The sequence below is a fragment of the Pseudomonas sp. HN2-3 genome, from assembly GCF_020691745.1.
Classification (GTDB): Bacteria; Pseudomonadota; Gammaproteobacteria; order Pseudomonadales; family Pseudomonadaceae; genus Aquipseudomonas; species Aquipseudomonas capeferrum.
In genome coordinates, this window is record NZ_CP085704.1 from 4,816,911 (window position 1) to 4,831,927 (window position 15,017).

Annotated in this window: 14 protein-coding genes; 10 read left to right on the plus strand and 4 right to left on the minus strand. The window is 63.8% G+C overall.

All coding sequences use genetic code 11. The features are described from left to right. The first annotated feature begins 114 nt into the window (after positions 1-114). Together olsB and LJX93_RS21840 are read left to right on the plus strand one after the other, a co-directional pair. Positions 115-870 carry an L-ornithine N(alpha)-acyltransferase gene (gene olsB / locus LJX93_RS21835; protein ID WP_033702787.1) on the plus strand — a complete coding sequence of 252 codons (756 nt, stop codon included), beginning with the start codon at positions 115-117 and terminating at the stop codon, positions 868-870. Then, positions 870-1,658, plus strand: coding sequence for a lysophospholipid acyltransferase family protein (locus tag LJX93_RS21840; RefSeq protein ID WP_227696413.1), 789 nt, complete (start codon positions 870-872; stop codon positions 1,656-1,658). The genes olsB and LJX93_RS21840 overlap by 1 nt, the downstream gene beginning before the upstream one ends. Before the next feature lie 51 nt (positions 1,659-1,709). Here LJX93_RS21840 and LJX93_RS21845 read toward each other — a convergent pair whose 3' ends face one another. Beyond that, on the minus strand, positions 1,710-2,294 hold the full coding sequence (locus LJX93_RS21845; protein ID WP_033702789.1) for an ACP phosphodiesterase: 585 nt from the start codon (positions 2,292-2,294) through the stop codon (positions 1,710-1,712). A 152-nt stretch (positions 2,295-2,446) separates the two neighbouring features. On the opposite strand from LJX93_RS21845, the gene LJX93_RS21850 reads away from it, so the two are divergent. Next, positions 2,447-2,749, plus strand: coding sequence for an ArsR/SmtB family transcription factor (locus tag LJX93_RS21850; protein ID WP_033702790.1), 303 nt, complete (start codon positions 2,447-2,449; stop codon positions 2,747-2,749). 12 nt (positions 2,750-2,761) lie between these two features. After that, positions 2,762-3,811: an alkene reductase gene (locus tag LJX93_RS21855; protein ID WP_033702791.1), complete on the plus strand. Its 1,050-nt coding sequence runs from the start codon at positions 2,762-2,764 to the stop codon at positions 3,809-3,811. 40 nt (positions 3,812-3,851) lie between these two features. On the opposite strand, the gene LJX93_RS21860 is transcribed toward LJX93_RS21855, so the two are convergent. The 3 genes from LJX93_RS21860 to LJX93_RS21870 all read right to left on the minus strand — a co-directional run bounded on the left by LJX93_RS21860 (position 3,852) and on the right by LJX93_RS21870 (position 6,748). Next, positions 3,852-4,724, minus strand: coding sequence for a hypothetical protein (locus LJX93_RS21860; RefSeq protein WP_033702792.1), 873 nt, complete (start codon positions 4,722-4,724; stop codon positions 3,852-3,854). A 79-nt stretch (positions 4,725-4,803) separates the two neighbouring features. Next, entirely contained in the window at positions 4,804-5,808 is a 1,005-nt protein-coding gene (locus LJX93_RS21865; RefSeq protein ID WP_033702793.1) for an NAD-dependent epimerase/dehydratase family protein, read from the minus strand. Positions 5,809-5,857: 49 nt separating this feature from the next. Next, the gene (locus LJX93_RS21870) at positions 5,858-6,748 is read right to left on the minus strand and encodes a LysR family transcriptional regulator ArgP (protein WP_033702794.1); all 891 of its coding nucleotides are present in this window, start codon (positions 6,746-6,748) and stop codon (positions 5,858-5,860) included. A gap of 124 nt (positions 6,749-6,872) precedes the next feature. Here LJX93_RS21870 and LJX93_RS21875 point away from each other — a divergent pair, with 124 nt between their 5' ends. The 6 genes from LJX93_RS21875 to LJX93_RS21900 all read left to right on the plus strand — a co-directional run bounded on the left by LJX93_RS21875 (position 6,873) and on the right by LJX93_RS21900 (position 15,016). Then, positions 6,873-7,472, plus strand: a complete 600-nt coding sequence (locus LJX93_RS21875) for a LysE/ArgO family amino acid transporter (RefSeq protein ID WP_047582705.1) — start codon at positions 6,873-6,875, stop codon at positions 7,470-7,472. 473 nt (positions 7,473-7,945) lie between these two features. Continuing rightward, positions 7,946-8,542, plus strand: a complete 597-nt coding sequence (locus tag LJX93_RS21880) for a superoxide dismutase (protein ID WP_033702796.1) — start codon at positions 7,946-7,948, stop codon at positions 8,540-8,542. A gap of 266 nt (positions 8,543-8,808) precedes the next feature. Then, positions 8,809-10,860 (plus strand): putative bifunctional diguanylate cyclase/phosphodiesterase, encoded by a 2,052-nt coding sequence (locus LJX93_RS21885; protein WP_033702797.1) that lies wholly within the window; start codon positions 8,809-8,811, stop codon positions 10,858-10,860. Positions 10,861-11,008: 148 nt separating this feature from the next. Next, on the plus strand, positions 11,009-12,343 hold the full coding sequence (locus LJX93_RS21890; protein WP_227696414.1) for an imelysin family protein: 1,335 nt from the start codon (positions 11,009-11,011) through the stop codon (positions 12,341-12,343). A 162-nt stretch (positions 12,344-12,505) separates the two neighbouring features. Next, entirely contained in the window at positions 12,506-13,933 is a 1,428-nt protein-coding gene (locus LJX93_RS21895) for a di-heme oxidoredictase family protein (protein ID WP_033702799.1), read from the plus strand. Between the two features lie 18 nt (positions 13,934-13,951). Continuing rightward, entirely contained in the window at positions 13,952-15,016 is a 1,065-nt protein-coding gene (locus tag LJX93_RS21900) for an imelysin family protein (RefSeq protein ID WP_033702800.1), read from the plus strand. The last annotated feature ends 1 nt before the right edge of the window (position 15,017 follow it).

The window sequence follows — 15,017 nt, forward strand, 5'->3', positions numbered from 1 at the left end:
TCACGCAAGCATCACCAAAGATTCACAGGGGTGACACCCCGTCTACCTAGGCTGACTTTGCACAACAAAGCCGACCGGCCGCAACCCTTCATGGCTGGCTTATGGAGACTCGTAATGACTCGGATCGCTCACGCTGGCGACACCAGCACTGCACGCCGTCTGCAAGCCGAACGCCTGGTCGGCGCCACGGCCCTGCAGGAAGCCCAGGCCCTGCGCTACAACGTGTTCAGTGCAGAATTCAAGGCCAAGCTCAAAGGTGCCGAACACGGCCTGGACATGGACGACTACGACCCGCACTGCCGCCATATCGGTGTGCGCGACCTGAGCACCGGCGAGCTGGTAGCCACCACCCGGTTGCTCGACCACCAGGCGGCCAGCAGCCTGGGCCGTTTCTACAGCGAAGAAGAGTTCAGCCTGCACGGCCTGGTGCAGTTGCAAGGGCCGATCCTGGAGCTGGGGCGCACCTGCGTGGCCGCCGACTACCGCAACGGCGGCACCATCGCCGTGCTCTGGGGCGAGCTCGCCGAAGTACTCAACGAAGGGCGCTACTGCTACCTGATGGGCTGCGCCAGCATCCCCATGCAGGACGGTGGCGTGCAGGCCCATGCGGTCATGCAGCGCCTGCGCGAGCGTTACCTGTGCACCGAGCACCTACGTGCCGAGCCGAAAAAACCTCTGCCAAGCCTGGCCCTGCCCAACAACGTCATCGCCGAAATGCCACCGCTGCTCAAGGCCTACATGCGCCTGGGTGCGAAGATCTGCGGCGAGCCGTGCTGGGACGAAGACTTCCAGGTTGCCGACGTGTTCATCCTGCTCAAGCGCGACGACCTCTGCCCGCGCTACGCCCGCCACTTCAAGGCGGCGGTCTGATGCCCCAGCTGCGGGTACTGGCCCGCCTGACACGGCTGCTTCTGGTCCTGCTGCTCGGCATGCTGATGGCCAGCGTGATCGCACTTGGCGAACGCCTGGGCCTCAAAGCCTCCATCGAGCGCCGGCAACGTTGGAGCTGCCTGTTCATGAAGCGCCTGGTGGCCGCCTTGCCGTTCAAGGTGCGGGTAATCGGCCAGCTGCCGCAGCGGCCGATGTTGTGGGTCAGCAACCACGTCTCCTGGGCCGACATCCCACTGCTCGGCATGCTGCAGCCGCTGTCTTTCCTGTCCAAGGCCGAAGTCCGTCACTGGCCGGTGGCCGGCTGGCTGGCAGAGAAAGCCGGCACGCTGTTCATCCGCCGCGGCGGTGGCGACAGCCAGCGTCTGCGCGAGCAGATCAGCACGCAACTGGGCGAAGCCCGGCCACTGTTGATCTTCCCGGAGGGTACTACCACCAACGGCCATGGCCTGCGAACGTTCCACGGCCGGCTACTGGCAGGCGCCATCGGCCAGGGCGTGGCCGTTCAACCCGTGGCGATCCAGTACTTGCGCGATGGCGTGATCGACCCGATTGCGCCTTTCATTGGCGATGATGACCTGGTGTCACACCTGCTGCGTCTGTTTGCCCAGCCGCGTGGCGAGGTGTGCATTCACCTGCTGCAACCGATTGCCAGCGCGCAGAAAGAGCGAGCGGTACTGGCCTTGCAGGCGCAGCAGGCCATTCATGGGGCGTTGTTCGGGGTTGAAGAGGCAGTGAGGGTGCCACAGCGGCAGGCGCGGGCTGCCTGATTGGCTTGGGCTGCCTGTACCCGCGAAGAGGCCGGGGCAGGCAATACATGACTAACTGCCCGACACCCGCCCCACCGCCGCAAACGCCTGCAACTGTGGATAGAACTCACGAAAGTCCGCCAGCAACGGCTCATACAAGCGCTCCAGCTCCGGCATCACCCCGCTCATCCCCGCCGGCCGCGACAGCCGCCGCGCAATGCCGTTGAACACCTGCTCCAGCGTCGCAAAATCGCCATACGCCCCCAGCCAGTCATCCGCCGCCATGAACGGCGCAATGCGCGCCAGGCGCCCCGGCAACTCAGGCTCAGCCAGCAGCACCCGATAAAAATTGCCGGTGAACTGCGCCAACGGCTGCTCGGCATAATCCGCCCAATGCTGCGCCAGGCAGTGGTCGAAAAACACATCGAGGACAATGCCGGCAAAGCGCCGTCGCTGTGCGGGGAAACGTGCCAACGCTGCCAGTACCACGGGATGGCGGTCGGTATAACTGTCGATGTGCCGGTGCAGGCGGATCGCCGCTTCCAGTGCCGGCGGAAAGCGCCCCTCCAGCGTGCCCTTGACGAAATCGCCATACAGGCTGCCGAGCAATTGCTGCGGCGCAGGGCCGCCCAGGTGCAGGTGTGCGAGGTAGTTCATGGCGCAAGTCTAGCACCGCCCAGGCCTATATCGTCATCACACGATATAGCGATTGGTGCTCAGCTCAGAACGACTTCATATTTGTATATCGCGAAATACCGATTTAAATTTCGCCCTACCGCGATTTACCGCTTCACCACGAGCCCCACCCCATGCCCCTCGATCTGGACGAAATAATAAAAGCCCTGGCCCACCCGGTACGGCGACAAATCCTCGACTGGCTGAAGGACCCGGCAACGCAGTTTCCTGACCAGCACCACAGCACCGAACACGGCGTCTGTGCCGGGCAGATCGACCAACGCTGCGGCCTGTCGCAGTCGACCGTCTCTGCGCACCTGGCCATCTTGCAGCGCGCCGGCCTGATCAACAGCCAGAAGATCGGCCAATGGCACTTCTTCAAACGCAATGAGGAGACCGTTCAGGCCTTCCTCGCCCAGTTGAGCCGAGCGCTCTGAAAAGGAAACCGCATGACTACGCTCTTCGACCCGATCACGCTGGGCGACCTGCAACTGCCCAACCGCATCATCATGGCCCCGCTGACCCGCTGCCGCGCCGATGAAGGCCGGGTGCCAAACGCATTGATGGCCGAATACTACGTGCAGCGCGCCAGCGCCGGGCTGATCCTCAGCGAAGCGACTTCGGTCACGCCGATGGGGGTCGGCTACCCCGACACCCCAGGCATCTGGAACGATGAACAGGTGCGCGGCTGGAACAACGTCACCAAGGCCGTGCATGGCGCCGGCGGGCGCATATTCCTGCAACTGTGGCATGTCGGCCGCATTTCCCACCCCAGCTACCTGAACGGCGAGCTGCCCGTGGCACCCAGCGCAATCAAGCCCAAGGGCCATCTCAGCCTGGTGCGTCCGCTCACCGACTACCCCACACCGCGCGCACTGGAAACCGAAGAGATCGTCGACATTGTCGAGGCATACCGCAGCGGCGCCGAAAATGCCAAGGCCGCCGGTTTCGATGGTGTCGAGGTGCATGGCGCCAATGGCTACCTGCTCGACCAGTTCCTGCAAAGCAGCACCAACCAGCGCACCGACCGCTACGGTGGTTCGCTGGAAAACCGCGCACGTTTGCTGCTTGAGGTGACCGACGCCGCCATTGAAGTGTGGGGGGCAAACCGCGTGGGCGTGCACCTGGCGCCGCGTGCCGACTCACACGACATGGGCGACGCCGACCGGGCCGAGACCTTCACCTACGTCGCCCGTGAACTGGGCAAGCGCGGCATCGCCTTCATCTGCTCGCGGGAGAAAGACGCCGACGACAGCATCGGCCCACTGATCAAGCAAGCGTTCGGCGGCCCCTACATCGTCAACGAGCGTTTTGACAAGGCCAGTGCCAATGCCGCGTTGGCCAGCGGCAAAGCCGACGCCGTGGCGTTCGGCGTGCCATTCATCGCCAACCCAGACCTGCCGGCGCGCCTGGCGGCAGATGCCCCCTTGAACCCGGCACACCCGGAAACGTTCTACGGCAAGGGGCCGGTGGGGTACATCGATTACCCGCGCTTGTAAGCGGATCGGCCGCCGGGGCGCGTTGCCCCGGCGGTTAGGCTCAAGGCCGCGCGTTGATCTGCTGTTGCAGGTTCTGGACCTGGCTTTGCAACGTATTCAGGCTGCGGGTCATCTGCCCACGGAACGCATCGAACTCCTGCACCGAAGCACCGCTCGATGACGGCGCAGCAGCCGGGCGATTGTCGATCTGACTCTTCAACACCAGCATGTCCTGCTCCAGGTTCTGGATCGCCGCACTCGGGTTGCCCTGCTTCTTCAGCGCCGCCACATCGCTGCCCAGGCTCTTGAGCTGAGTATCCAGCTTGCCGCCATCCACCTGCGCCGCTTTCAAGGCGGCCACATCCGTGGTCAAGGTCTTGAACTGGGCATCCAGCTTGCCGCCATCGACCTGGCTGGACTTCAGCGCAGCCAGTTCGCCATTCACCAGCTTCAACTGCGCCTGCAACTGGGTCTGCAGCTCAGTCACGGCTTTTTGCTGTTCACGGGTATCGGCCAGCACCTGCTCCAGGCGCTTGCCCAGGTCACCGGTCTGCCCGGCCACCCCTTGCTGCAACTGACGGATCTGCAGTTTCAAGGCCTCGCTGCCGGTCGTGACCGTCGATTCGCTGGCCGCCACTTTGCCGCTGATGGCCTGCAGCCGCCCGGCCGCCTCTTCGCTGATGCGGGCAAAGCTTTCCTGGGTCGCGACCAGTTGCTGCTCCATCAGCGATATCTGCTGAAAGCTCCACCAGCCCAACCCCACCAAGGCGATGAACGACGCCCCCAGCAGCGCCCACAGAGGCGCGGTGCTGGCCCCACGCTCGGCTTTCTGGCGATTGCGCACCACGTGCGCTGGCATCAGTTCGTCATCGTCGGGGGTGCCGGCCCTCAGGGTAGGCACATCATCGTAATCGTCGTGAGCATGGTTACGCATGGATACATTCAACCGCAGTAGTCGCAAAGAGGCACGAGTATAAACTGCAAGCGCGGCACGTTGATGACCATCATCAGCCTCAGCCGAACTTCAGGCCTTCGGGCTGGTGCTTCCACCAGGCGCAGAACTCGTCCAGTGCCGTCCACAGGCTGACCTTGGGCTGGTAGTCCAGGTATTGCCGGGCGCGGCTGATGTCCAGGGTGAAATCACGGCTCATCACCTGCATGCCCAGGCGCGACAAGGTCGGCTGCGGGCGCCCCGGCCACAGCATGCAGGCCGCCTCGTTCAACGCGGCCAGGCTGTAGGCCAGGCCATAGGAGCGGTAACGGGTAACCTGCGGCAGTTGCATCTGGCGCATCACGTAATTGACCACATCCCACAGTGGCAATGGCTGCCCATTGCTGATGTTGTAGGCCTGGCCCAGCGCGCGGTCGTCGGCGAACAAGGCACTGAGCAATGCTTCGTTGAGGTTGTGCACGCTGGTGAAATCGACCTTGTTCAGGCCATTGCCGATGATTGCCACACGGCCCTTGCGCTGCATCTGCATCAGCCGCGGGAAGATGCTGGCATCGCCGGCACCGGTGACAAAGCGCGGGCGCAGCGCCAGCACCTCCAGGCCAAACTCCTGGGCACCGAACACCTTCTGCTCGGCCAGGTGCTTGGTCAGTGCGTAGTGATCATGAAAGCGCCGCGGCACCTGGTCTTCACGGATGTCCAGGCGCGAGCGGCCATTGAAGTAGATCGACGGCGACGACAGGTGCACCAGGCGCCGCACATGCTCCTTCAGGCAACCTTCGACCACGTTTTCGGTGACCACCACGTTGCCCTGGTGAAAGTCCTGGAAGCGCCCCCAGTTACCCACTGCACCCGCGCAATGCACCACCGCTTCGACGCCCTGGCACAGGCGCCGGGCCAGTTCGGCATCACCCAGGTCGCCAGGGATGAACTGCGCACCGCGCTTGACCAGGTGCTCGACACCTTCGGCACGTCGGCCGCTGACCCGCACGTCCAGGCCCTGCTCCAGGGCCAGGCGCGCAAAGCGCCCGCCGATGAAGCCGCTCGCGCCAGTGACCAGAATTCGCATGTAAGACTCCGCCTTGCCAGATTTCAGATGCAACTGACGCCAGCCGTGGCTACAACGGCACCAGCCATTGCCGTGCCGTGTGCCGCAGGTGATCGGTCAGTTGCGCGAGCAAGTGCCCGCCATTGCGCCAATGATGCCAGTACAGCGGCACATCGATGGGAGTATCGGCGCATATTTCCACCAATTGCCCACTGGACAGTTGTTCGCGTGCCTGCAACTCAGGCACCAGCCCCCAGCCAAGCCCGGCTTCGGTCATGCGCAGAAAACCTTCAGACGACGGGCACAGGTGATGCAGGAAACCGCCTTCGATACCCAGCGATGCCAGGTAGCGGTGTTGCAGAAAGTCGTCCGGGCCATACACGATCGCCGGCGTGCGGGCCAGGCGCCTGCCCTCGAAACCCTGCGGGAAGTGCCGCGCCATGAACACCGGGCTGGCCAGCGCGCGATAACGCATCGCGCCCAAAGGCAGGCTGCGCGCGCCAGCCACCGGCCGTTCGCTGCCACACAGGCAGGCCGCCACTTCGCCCGCCCGCATGCGTTTAAGGCCCACTTCCTGGTCTTCTACCACCAGGTCGGTGAGCAGGTTGTGCTCAGCGCAAAACGCGCCTACCGCGCCCGCCCACCAGGTGGCCAGGCTGTCGGCGTTCAGGGCAATGCGCAAACGCTCGGGCATGCCCTCCTCGTCCAGCGCCGGCACCTGGCGTTGCAAGTCGCGTTCGAGCAGGCGCACCTGCTGCACATGGTTGAGCAACTGGCGCCCGACCTCGGTCGGGCTAGGTGGCGTGGCACGCACCAGCACCGGCTGGCCGACCCGTGCTTCAAGCAGCTTGATGCGCTGGGAAATCGCCGATTGCGACAGCCCCAGCACCTGCGCCGCGCGCTCGAAGCCGCCTTGCTCGATCACCGCCGCAAGGGCGGCTAGCAGCTTGTAGTCGAACATCGATTTCCCTAATGCCGGATCAGCTTTATTTGTTTTTCTTATACAGCGGCTTTATCCACAATGGCCAGCATCTTCTTTCGTTGAACAACGCCCGTGTCCCGTGGCGTCAGTGGAGTATCCCGCCATGTGGCAAAGTTATTTGAACGGCATGCTGGTAGCCTTCGGCCTGATCATGGCCATTGGCGCGCAGAACGCCTTCGTCCTCGCCCAGAGCCTGCGCCGCGAGCATCACTTGCCAGTGGCCGCCCTGTGCATCGTCTGCGACGCCCTGCTGGTGGCTGCCGGGGTATTCGGCCTGGCCACGGTACTGGCGCACAACCCGACACTGCTGGCCATCGCTCGCTGGGGCGGCGCGCTGTTCCTCTTGTGGTATGGCGCCAAGGCCTTGCGCAGCGCCTGTTCCAAGCAGAGCCTGCAGCATCAGCAAGGCCAGGGCGTGCGTTCGCGCCGCGCGGTGCTGCTCAGTGCCCTGGCGGTGACCTTGCTCAACCCCCATGTGTACCTCGACACGGTGCTGTTGATCGGCTCGCTCGGTGCCCAGCAGACGGTGCCTGGGGCCTACGTGGCAGGGGCGGCCAGTGCGTCGTTGCTGTGGTTCTCGACCCTGGCGATCGGCGCCGCCTGGCTGGCACCGTGGCTGGCACGGCCAGCGACCTGGCGGATGCTCGACCTGATGGTGGCGGTGATGATGTTCGCGGTGGCGGCGCAGTTGATCTTTAGTTGAGTTTTGGGGAGCTTGTCACAGCAGGTTTGTCGCCTGTGAGATCGAGCGCCGCCCGCGCGGCGCATCGCGACGCAAGGCCGCAACATTTGTTTCGGGCCAATTATTCCTGAGGCATTGGCGCGCGGCCCCGTGGTGCCCGTCTCAATATCGCGTCGGACAAACAAGGCGGTCGCGCGCAAATGCCACAGGCCTCACTGGCCCGAAACAAATGTGAGCGAGCTGGCTCGCGATGTGCCGCGCGGGCGGCGCTCGTTCTCACAGGCGATGCGAGGGCTGCGGCGAACACCATTGGTCGGCAGCGCCCAACCGCTCTGGAACCTCTATTCCCTATGTTTGTTGCGTGGTTATGCGCCGGGCCCGGTGCTATGATCCAGCCCTTGCGTCGCAAAGAGTACAAACTCGCCGACGCTTATCGGGCCGCCCGTGATCGGCCTTGCGCAAACCGCAAATAGACCTGAATCAGGAGATCCACCATGGCTTTTGAATTGCCGCCGCTGCCGTACGCCCACGATGCCCTGCAGCCGCATATCTCCAAGGAAACCCTGGAGTATCACCACGACAAGCACCACAACACCTATGTCGTGAACCTGAACAACCTGGTCCCAGGCACCGAATTCGAAGGCAAGACCCTGGAAGAGATCGTCAAGACCTCTTCGGGTGGCATCTTCAACAACGCCGCTCAAGTCTGGAACCACACCTTCTACTGGAACTGCCTGGCCCCGAATGCCGGTGGTCAACCGACCGGTGCCCTGGCCGAAGCCATCAACACCGCCTTCGGTTCCTTCGACAAGTTCAAGGAAGAGTTCACCAAGACTTCGGTTGGCACCTTCGGTTCCGGCTGGGGCTGGCTGGTGAAGAAAGCTGACGGTTCCCTGGCCCTGGCCAGCACCATCGGCGCCGGCAACCCGCTGACCAACGGCGACACCCCGCTGCTGACCTGCGACGTCTGGGAACACGCCTACTACATCGACTACCGTAACGTACGTCCGAAGTACGTCGAGGCGTTCTGGAACCTGGTCAACTGGGCATTCGTTGCCGAACAGTTCGAAGGCAACACCTTCAAGGCCTGATGCTTATTCAGCCTTGAACGAAGAACCCGGCCCTGGTGCCGGGTTTTTTTATGCGCAGGTCATGGCCTCTTGCTCAGCCAGGATTGCGCGCTAACATCAAACCTCTGGAAAGTTGATACAGCGCACTCAAGTTGCAGGGCCAGGCGACCGATATACTGCCAAGGACAACCCCGCTCCTCGCGCTGTGTCCGTGGCACACCGGCCGATAGTGTATTGGTTTCATTGATGGCAAAATGATGCCATGCGCATGGATTAAGGAAACCCCATTGAAGCTGGAATTGCGGAACAGCTTGTCGGTCAAGTTGCTCAGGGTCGTGCTGCTGTCGGCGCTCGCAGTGGGCGTCGTGCTCAGTTGTGCGCAAATCGTCTATGACACCTACAAGACCCGCCAGGCTGTCAACAGCGATGCCCAGCGCATCCTCGACATGTTCCGCGACCCTTCGACCCAGGCGGTGTACAGCCTTGACCGGGAGATGGGCATGCAGGTCATGGAAGGCCTGTTCCAGGACGAATCGGTACGCATGGCATCCATCGGCCACCCCAACGAAACCATGCTGGCAGAAAAGTCCCGCCCGCTGCAGGACATGTCCATGCGCTGGCTGACCGACCTGATTCTCGGCCAGGAACGCACCTACACCACCCAACTGGTCGGCCGCGGCCCCTACAGCGAATACTACGGCGACCTGAGCATCACCCTCGACACCTCGTCCTATGGCGAAGACTTCCTGATCAATGCAGTGATCATCTTCATCTCCGGCGTGCTGCGTGCCCTGGCCATGGGCCTGGTGCTGTACCTGGTCTACCACTGGCTGTTGACCAAGCCGCTGTCGAAGATCATCGAGCACCTGACCCAGATCAACCCCGACCGCCCCAGCCAACACCAGATTCCCCTGCTCAAGGGCCACGAGAAAAACGAACTGGGGCTCTGGGTCAACACCGCCAACCAATTGCTGGCGTCCATCGAGCGCAACACCCACCTGCGCCATGAAGCCGAGAACAGCCTGCAACGCATGGCCCAGTACGACTTCCTCACCGGCCTGCCCAATCGCCAACAACTGCAGCAGCAACTGGACAAGATCCTCGTCGATGGCGGCCGCCTGCAGCATCGCGTGGCGGTGCTGTGCGTGGGCCTGGACGACTTCAAGGGCATCAACGAGCAGTTCAGCTACCAGGTCGGTGACCAGTTGCTGCTGGCCCTCGCCGACCGCCTGCGGGCCCACAGTGGCCGCCTGGGGGCGCTGGCGCGGCTGGGGGGCGACCAGTTCGCCCTGGTCCAGGCCAATATCGAGCAACCTTATGAAGCGGCCGAACTGGCCCAGAGCATCCTCGACGACCTGGAAGTGCCGTTCGACCTCGACCACCATCAGATCCGCCTGCGCGCCACCATCGGCATCACCCTGTTCCCTGAAGACGGCGACAGTACCGAGAAGTTGCTGCAGAAAGCCGAACAGACCATGACCCTGGCCAAAGCCCGCTCGCGCAACCGCTACCAGTTCTACATCGCCAGCGTCGACAGCGAGATGCGCCGCCGCCGCGAGCTGGAAAAAGACCTGCGCGAAGCGCTGCCGCGCAATCAGCTGTACCTGGTGTACCAGCCGCAGATCAGCTACCGCGACCACCGCGTGGTCGGCGTCGAGGCCCTGCTGCGCTGGCAGCACCCGGAGCTGGGCATGGTCCCGCCCGACCAGTTCATCCCGCTGGCCGAGCAGAACGGCAACATCATCACCATCGGCGAATGGGTGCTCGACCAGGCGTGCCGGCAGCTGCGCGAATGGCACGACCTGGGCTTCAGCGACCTGCGCATGGCGGTCAACCTGTCGACCGTGCAACTGCACCACAGCGAGCTGCCGCGGGTGGTCAACAACCTGCTGCAAGCCTATCGCCTGCCACCGCGCAGCCTGGAGCTGGAAGTCACCGAGACCGGCCTGATGGAAGACATCAGCACCGCCGCCCAGCACCTGCTCAGCCTGCGCCGCTCCGGGGCGCTGATCGCCATTGACGACTTCGGCACCGGCTACTCCTCGCTCAGCTACCTGAAGTCGTTGCCGCTGGACAAGATCAAGATCGACAAGAGCTTCGTCCAGGACCTGCTCGACGACGATGACGACGCCACCATCGTCCGTGCCATCATCCAGCTGGGCAAGAGCCTGGGCATGCAGGTCATCGCCGAAGGCGTGGAAACCGCCGAGCAGGAGACCTACATCATCGCCCAGGGTTGCCACGAGGGTCAGGGCTACCACTACAGCAAGCCCCTGTCGGCCCGCGAGCTGACCAACTTCCTCAAGCAGGCCCAACGCAACCAGGTCTCGATGTTCTAGCCGCTGGCGCCCCCGGTTACAGGCCGTGACCGGCATTTACATGAATTGCGCGTTCGCCCCTTTACAGCAAATGCAAATCTTTCGCATGATGTTGCGGTTTCGCGTGCCACGCCGCACGGTCCAACCACACGACGCAGGGAAACCAACAATGATTCGAATGCCTCTGGCCTCCGCCAGTCTGCTGGCCATCGCCATCGCTCTCGCCGGTTGCGGCGAAAAAGATGACAAGGCTGCCGCTCCGCAAGCCCAGGCACCTGCTGCCGCCAGCACCCCCGCTGCGGCGCCTGGGGCTGTCGATGAAGTGGCTGGCAAGGCGGTGGTCAAGCACTACGCCGAACTGGTCTACGCCGTGTACAGCGACTCGCTGAGCACCGCCAAGGCCCTGCAGACCGCTGTCGACGCGTTCCTTGCTCAGCCCAACGACGAAACCCTGAAGGCCGCCAAGGAAGCCTGGTTCGCCTCGCGTGTGCCGTACCTGCAGAGCGAGGCCTTCCGCTTCGGCAACACCATCATCGATGACTGGGAAGGCCAAGTTAACGCATGGCCGCTGGACGAAGGCCTGATCGACTACGTCGACAAGAGCTACGAGCACGCCCTGGGCAACCCGGCCGCCAGCGCCAACATCATCGCCAACACGGAGATCCAGGTCGGCGAAGAGAAGGTCGACGTCAAGGACATCACCCCAGAGAAGCTGGCCAGCCTGAACGAGCTGGGCGGCTCCGAAGCCAACGTCGCCACCGGCTACCACGCCATCGAATTCCTGCTCTGGGGCCAGGACCTGAACGGCACCGGCCCGGGCGCCGGCAACCGCCCAGCCTCCGACTACCTGGAAGGCAACGGCGCCACCGGCGGCCACAACGACCGCCGTCGTGCCTACCTGAAAGCGGTCACCGACCTGCTGGTCAAGGACCTCGAAGAGATGGTCGGCAACTGGGCACCGAACGTCGCCGACAACTACCGCGCCAAGCTGGAAGCCGAGTCGGTCAACGACGGCCTGCGCAAGATGCTGTTCGGCATGGGCAGCCTCTCGCTGGGCGAACTGGCGGGCGAGCGCATGAAGGTCTCGCTGGAAGCCAACTCGCCTGAAGACGAGCACGACTGCTTCAGCGACAACACCCACTACTCGCACTTCTACGACGCCAAGGGCATCCGCAACATCTACCTGGGCGAGTACACCCGCCCGGATGGCAGCAAGGTGACCGGCCCGAGCCTGTCGTCGCTGGTGGCCAAGGTTGACCCGGCCACCGACGCCACCCTGAAGGCCGACCTGGAAGCCACCGAAGCGAAGATCCAGGTGATCGTCGACCACGCCCTGAAGGGCGAGCACTACGACCAGCTGATCGCCGCCGACAATGCGGCCGGCAACCAGATCGTGCGTGATGCCATCGCCTCCCTGGTCAAGCAGACCGGTGCGATCGAGCAAGCCGCAGGCAAGCTGGGCATTACCAACCTGAACCCGGACACGGCCGATCACGAATTCTGATCCCTGCTGTAGCGGTTCTGAAGAAGGCGGCCCTCGGGTCGCCTTTTTTGTTTTGTCCTCCCTGACACTGATTTCATCCAGCAATTGCAAATTGCTCTTATTCAAACATCCCCACTTTGCTAAGCTTGCACGCCGGTTTTTCGCTCACGCCCAGGGTTCTAGATGTCCTCGTCGCTGTTCCGACTCTCTCCTCTGCTGCTGGCCTTTGCCCTCGGTGCCTGTGATGACGCCCCGCGTTTCACCCAGGCCGAGCCCGGCGAAGCGCTGTCGGGTGGCAAGGCGACGGTCCAGCGCAGTGATCGCAATGCCTACTCCCTGCCTTCGGCCAACCTCTCGCCCGAGCGGCGCCTGGACTTTGCCGTCGGCAACAGCTTCTTTCGCAACCCGTGGGTGATCGCCCCGTCCACCACCACCGCGCGCGATGGGCTCGGCCCGCTGTTCAACACCAATGCCTGCCAGAACTGCCACGTACGCGATGGCCGTGGCCACCCGCCAGCGCTCGATGACAGCAACGCGGTGTCGATGCTGGTGCGCCTGTCGATCCCCGACCAACCTTACCTGGCCAAGGTGATCGAACGCCTGGGCGTGGTCCCCGAGCCGGTGTACGGCACCCAGCTGCAGGACATGGCCATTCCCGGGGTGGCGCCGGAGGGCAAGGTGCGGGTGACCTACGCCAACCAGCCCGTCACCTTCAAGGACGGCCATCAGGTCGAGCTGCGCCGCCCAAGCCTGCAGATCACCCAGCTTGGCTACGGCGCGATGCACCCCGACACCCGTTTCTCGGCCCGCGTGGCGCCGCCGATGATCGGCCTTGGCCTGCTCGAAGCCATCCCCGAAGCCGATATCCTGGCCAACGAAGACCCGGACGACCGCAACCGCGACGGTATCCGTGGCCGTGCCAACCGGGTCTGGGACGACGCCCAGGGCAAAACCGTGGTTGGCCGCTTCGGCTGGAAAGCCGGGCAACCCAGCGTCAACCAGCAGAACGTCCATGCGTTTGCCGGCGACATGGGCCTGACCACCACCCTGCAACCCAAGGACGACTGCACCGCGGCGCAAGTCGACTGCCTGGCCGCCCCCAACGGCGATGGCATCGGCGGCGAAAAGGAAGTCAGCGACAACATCCTGCGCCTGGTGACCTTCTACACCCGCAACCTGGCAGTGCCTGCCCGTCGCGACGTGGCTTCGCCGCAGGTGCTGGCAGGCAAGAACCTGTTCTTCCAGGCCGGTTGCCAAGGCTGCCATACCCCGCAATTCACCACCGCCGCAAACGCTGCAGAGCCTGAGCTGGCCGGCCAGGTGATCCGCCCCTACAGTGACCTGCTGTTGCATGACATGGGGCCGGGCCTGGCCGATGAACGCACCGAATTCGCCGCCAATGGCCAGGACTGGCGCACCCCGCCACTGTGGGGCATAGGCCTGAGCGAAACGGTCAGTGGCCACAGCCAGTTCCTGCACGACGGCCGCGCCCGCAACCTGCTCGAAGCCGTGCTCTGGCACGGTGGCGAAGCGCAAGCGGCGCGCAACTTCGTACTCACCTTCAATGCCGAGCAGCGCGCCGCGTTGCTGGCTTTCCTGAATTCACTTTAAACGCGCAAGGAGCCGGGCATGTTCCGACCTAAACTGTTGTTCACCAGCCTCGCCGCACTCGCCCTCGGCGCCTGCTCGCCGCAGGACCCGCAAGCGGTGACCTCCGCCGCCATCGCCAAGCAGGTGATCCTGCCCACCTACAGCCGCTGGGTCGAAGCCGACCGCCAGCTGGCTGTCAGCGCCTTGGCCTATTGCGAAGGCAAGGCCAGCCTGGACACCGCCCGCGCCGACTTCCTTACGGCGCAAAAGGCCTGGGCCGAGCTGCAACCCTTGCTGGTCGGCCCACTGGCTGAAGGCAACCGTCCTTGGCAGGTGCAGTTCTGGCCCGACAAGAAGAACCTGGTCGGCCGCCAGGTCGAGCAACTGGTCAACGCCGACAAGCCCGTCGATGCCGCTACCCTGGGCAAGGCCAGCGTCGTGGTACGCGGCCTGTCGGCCTACGAGTACATCCTCTTCGACAGCAAGCCGGATGTTGCCACGCCTGAACAGAAGGCCCGCTACTGTCCATTGCTGGTGGCCATCGCCGACCACCAGAAGGCCCTGGCCGAAGAGATCCTCAAGGGCTGGAACAGCACCGACGGCATGCTCTCGCAGATGACCAAGTTCCCCAACCAGCGCTACGCCGACTCCCACGAGGCCATCGCCGATCTGCTGCGCGCACAGGTCACCGCCCTGGATACCCTGAAGAAAAAGCTCGGCGCCCCCATGGGCCGGCAGAGCAAGGGCATCGTCCAGCCGCTGCAGGCCGAAGCCTGGCGCAGCCATTCTTCGCTCAAAAGCCTGGAGGCCAGCCTGAAGGCTGCCCAGGCGGTCTGGGTCGGGGTCGACAACCAGGGCTTGCGCGGGCTGCTGGGCAGCGACCAGAAGGCCTTGGCGGGCAAGATCGACGAGGCTTACGCTACGTCCATCAAACTGCTGGCCAACAACCAGAAGACCCTCGGCGAGCTGCTGGCCGATGACGCCGGCAAGCAGACCCTCAACCAGATCTACGACAGCCTCAACGTCGTCCACCGCCTGCACGAAGGCGAGCTGGCCAAGGCGTTGAATATCCAGCTGGGCTTCAATGCCAACGACGGTGACTGAT

What these genes read in the sequence shown, in the direction of transcription:
- LJX93_RS21895 (WP_033702799.1), top strand. Translation starts at nt 12,506, where the DNA reads ATGTCCTCGTCGCTGTTCCGACTCTCTCCTCTGCTGCTGGCCTTTGCC.
- LJX93_RS21850 (WP_033702790.1), top strand. Translation starts at nt 2,447, where the DNA reads ATGCCCCTCGATCTGGACGAAATAATAAAAGCCCTGGCCCACCCGGTA.
- LJX93_RS21890 (WP_227696414.1), top strand. Translation starts at nt 11,009, where the DNA reads ATGATTCGAATGCCTCTGGCCTCCGCCAGTCTGCTGGCCATCGCCATC.
- LJX93_RS21870 (WP_033702794.1), bottom strand. Translation starts at nt 6,748, where the DNA reads ATGTTCGACTACAAGCTGCTAGCCGCCCTTGCGGCGGTGATCGAGCAA.
- LJX93_RS21880 (WP_033702796.1), top strand. Translation starts at nt 7,946, where the DNA reads ATGGCTTTTGAATTGCCGCCGCTGCCGTACGCCCACGATGCCCTGCAG.
- LJX93_RS21875 (WP_047582705.1), top strand. Translation starts at nt 6,873, where the DNA reads ATGTGGCAAAGTTATTTGAACGGCATGCTGGTAGCCTTCGGCCTGATC.
- LJX93_RS21865 (WP_033702793.1), bottom strand. Translation starts at nt 5,808, where the DNA reads ATGCGAATTCTGGTCACTGGCGCGAGCGGCTTCATCGGCGGGCGCTTT.
- LJX93_RS21900 (WP_033702800.1), top strand. Translation starts at nt 13,952, where the DNA reads ATGTTCCGACCTAAACTGTTGTTCACCAGCCTCGCCGCACTCGCCCTC.
- LJX93_RS21860 (WP_033702792.1), bottom strand. Translation starts at nt 4,724, where the DNA reads ATGCGTAACCATGCTCACGACGATTACGATGATGTGCCTACCCTGAGG.
- LJX93_RS21845 (WP_033702789.1), bottom strand. Translation starts at nt 2,294, where the DNA reads ATGAACTACCTCGCACACCTGCACCTGGGCGGCCCTGCGCCGCAGCAA.
- olsB (WP_033702787.1), top strand. Translation starts at nt 115, where the DNA reads ATGACTCGGATCGCTCACGCTGGCGACACCAGCACTGCACGCCGTCTG.
- LJX93_RS21855 (WP_033702791.1), top strand. Translation starts at nt 2,762, where the DNA reads ATGACTACGCTCTTCGACCCGATCACGCTGGGCGACCTGCAACTGCCC.
- LJX93_RS21840 (WP_227696413.1), top strand. Translation starts at nt 870, where the DNA reads ATGCCCCAGCTGCGGGTACTGGCCCGCCTGACACGGCTGCTTCTGGTC.